Origin of the sequence: Salinivibrio sp. MA427 (assembly GCF_001996115.1) — a bacterium.
GTDB lineage: Bacteria > Pseudomonadota > Gammaproteobacteria > Enterobacterales > Vibrionaceae > Salinivibrio > Salinivibrio costicola.
The window spans coordinates 1-2,648 of the sequence record NZ_MUFH01000353.1; the positions used below are offsets into that span (position 1 = coordinate 1).

The 2,648-nt window shown below is 50.3% G+C and carries 4 protein-coding genes; all 4 read left to right on the forward strand.

The genetic code is table 11. From position 1 onward, the window contains the following. Positions 1–434, forward strand: a 434-nt coding sequence (locus BZG79_RS14370) for a methionine adenosyltransferase domain-containing protein (protein ID WP_199877940.1), incomplete at its 5' end; no start/stop codon positions are given. A 72-nt stretch (positions 435–506) separates the two neighbouring features. Further along, positions 507–1,010 (forward strand): SprT family zinc-dependent metalloprotease, encoded by a 504-nt coding sequence (locus BZG79_RS14375; protein ID WP_077774744.1) that lies wholly within the window; start codon positions 507–509, stop codon positions 1,008–1,010. 119 nt (positions 1,011–1,129) lie between these two features. Beyond that, positions 1,130–1,861 carry a 16S rRNA (uracil(1498)-N(3))-methyltransferase gene (gene rsmE / locus BZG79_RS14380; RefSeq protein WP_021024533.1) on the forward strand — a complete coding sequence of 244 codons (732 nt, stop codon included), beginning with the start codon at positions 1,130–1,132 and terminating at the stop codon, positions 1,859–1,861. A 17-nt stretch (positions 1,862–1,878) separates the two neighbouring features. Further along, positions 1,879–2,648: glutathione synthase (gene gshB / locus BZG79_RS14385; RefSeq protein WP_077774745.1), on the forward strand; the 770-nt coding region annotated here is incomplete at its 3' end.

Below are 2,648 nucleotides of genomic sequence, written 5' to 3' on the forward strand. Positions count from 1 at the left end.
GCCGTAAAATTATCGTGGATACCTACGGTGGCGCAGCCCGTCACGGTGGCGGGGCATTCTCAGGCAAAGATCCATCAAAAGTGGATCGTTCTGCCGCCTACGCCGCACGTTATGTAGCGAAAAACATCGTCGCAGCTGGCCTTGCTGACCGCTGYGAGATTCAATTGTCGTACGCCATTGGTGTGGCCGAGCCAACGTCTATCATGGTCGAAACTTTTGGCACTGAAAAAGTGGCGCCAGAGGTGATTATTAAAGCCGTTCGTGAGCACTTCGATCTACGTCCGTATGGCCTACAAGAAATGCTCGACTTGCTGCAACCTATTTATAAGCAAACTGCTGCGTATGGTCATTTTGGTCGTGAAATTTTCCCATGGGAGAAAACCGACAAAGCAGACCTATTGCGTGAATTTGCCAAGCTTGGTTNGCTTGGTTAATCTGGCCTGATTCGCTTTTTACAAAGGGAAGCGTTCGCTTCCCTTTTTTGATCGCAGTGTGAGTCGACACCTATGCCTTCTCTGTCTAACACCTTGATACAATCGGTCACCGACCAGGTTCACGCCTGTATTGATCGTGCCAATCGGCAACTAGATCGCCAACTGGTTTATCCAACAATTGGCTTTACGTTACGAGGGCGCGCCGCAGGCACCGCGCATCCGACAGAATGGCGATTACGGTTTAATCCGGTATTGCTCCAGCAGCACGCCGACGCTTTTTTTCATGAGGTGATCCCGCATGAAGTCTGTCATTTAGTCACGTTCGCGCTGCATGGGCGTGTCAAACCTCATGGTCCGGAATGGCGCGACCTAATGACTAACTTGTTTCATGTTCCAGCAAACACGACCCACCASCTTGATATCACAGCGGTGCAAGGGAAAACCTTCTCGTACCAATGCCGTTGTGGGCCAGTGGCCTTAACGATACGCCGTCATCATAAAGTTCTGCGCGGCCAGGCAACCTATCGGTGCAAACAGTGCCAACAGATACTGACGCCGGTYAGCGAAAAACATTAGCTATTTGCTTTTCCGTTCACCGTCCCCATATTATTGACACGTTCCCGATTAACACATCACCTATTGCCACCGGTAGCCATGTTACACTGGAGGCTGATTGATAATGGAAAGCGAACACCATGCGAATTCCTCGAATTTATCACCCGGCGCCTTTACCGTCTCAAGGCACGGTGACCTTAAGCGATGAAGCGGCGAATCACCTAGGCCGCGTATTAAGAATGCAAGCAGAGCAACCAATTCTGCTTTTTGATGGTTCTGGGGCACAATTTCCAGCGACCTTGACGCAAATCAGTAAGAAACACGTCACCGCAACCATCTCAGCCCGCGAAGAGGTCGGTGTTGAATCGCCACTAGATTTTGAACTGGGGCAGGTTATTTCTCGTGGTGAGAAAATGGAATTTACCGTACAAAAATCGGTTGAGTTAGGAGTAAATACCATTACGCCACTTTTATCGGCGCGATGTGGGGTCAAGATCAATGCTGATCGACTGGAGAAAAAACGCCAACAATGGCAAAAAATAGCCATTGGCGCCTGCGAGCAAAGTGGGCGCAATATCGTCCCCACCGTGAATCCCGTGATCAACCTAGACACTTGGTGCCAACAGGCATTTGATGGACTGAAACTCAACCTTCATCCTCGCGCACCGTATTCCCTCAATACACTTCCTCAAGCCCCTTCTAAGCTACGTTTGCTGATTGGGCCAGAAGGCGGATTGTCAGAAGAAGAAATAGCGATGACACGTGATCGTGGTTTTGAAGAAATTTTATTGGGCCCTCGGGTCTTACGCACAGAAACGGCAGCGCTGACAGCCATTACCGCGCTACAAGTCCGTTTTGGCGACCTGGGTTAACGGCAAACAGGAGAGACATGATGAAAATAGGTGTAGTGATGGATCCCATTGAGGCCATCAGTGTAAAAAAAGACTCCACGTTTGCCATGATGTTGGCGGCACAACAACGCGGCTGGGAAATACATACTATTTCGATGAATGATATGTCGATGCTGCAGGGTGAACCGAGTGCTCGCACCCAAACAGTGAGTGTCATGGATGATCCTAACAATTGGTATCAAGTGCACCAAACACAAACCCTACCGCTGCGCGCGTTTGATGCGATCTTGATGCGAAAAGATCCCCCCTTTGATACCGAGTATATCTATGCGACCTACATGCTAGAGCGCGCAGAAGAAGCCGGTGTTTTAATTGTGAACAAACCGCAAAGCCTCCGTGACTGTAACGAGAAACTCTATACCGCTTGGTTCCCTGAACACACACCCACCACCTTGGTGACACGACGTGCCGACGAGATTCGTGCATTCCAAGCCCAGCACGGTGATGTTATTTTGAAGCCGCTCGATGGCATGGGGGGCGCCTCTATTTTCCGGGTTAAACAAGGTGATCCGAATATTGGTGTGATCATTGAGACCCTTACTGAGCATGGCCAACGTTTTTGCATGGCACAAACCTTCGTCCCTGACATCAGCAATGGTGATAAGCGCATCTTAATTGTTGACGGCGAACCGGTGCCCTACTGTCTGGCCCGTATTCCAGCAAAAGGTGAAACGCGCGGTAATCTCGCCGCCGGTGGCCGTGGTGAAGCACGTCCTTTATCGGAGACGGATTGGGCAATTGCACGTGC

Coding starts and splice junctions, on each gene's coding strand:
- rsmE (WP_021024533.1), top strand. CDS start 1,130: ATGCGAATTCCTCGAATTTATCACCCGGCGCCTTTACCGTCTCAAGGC.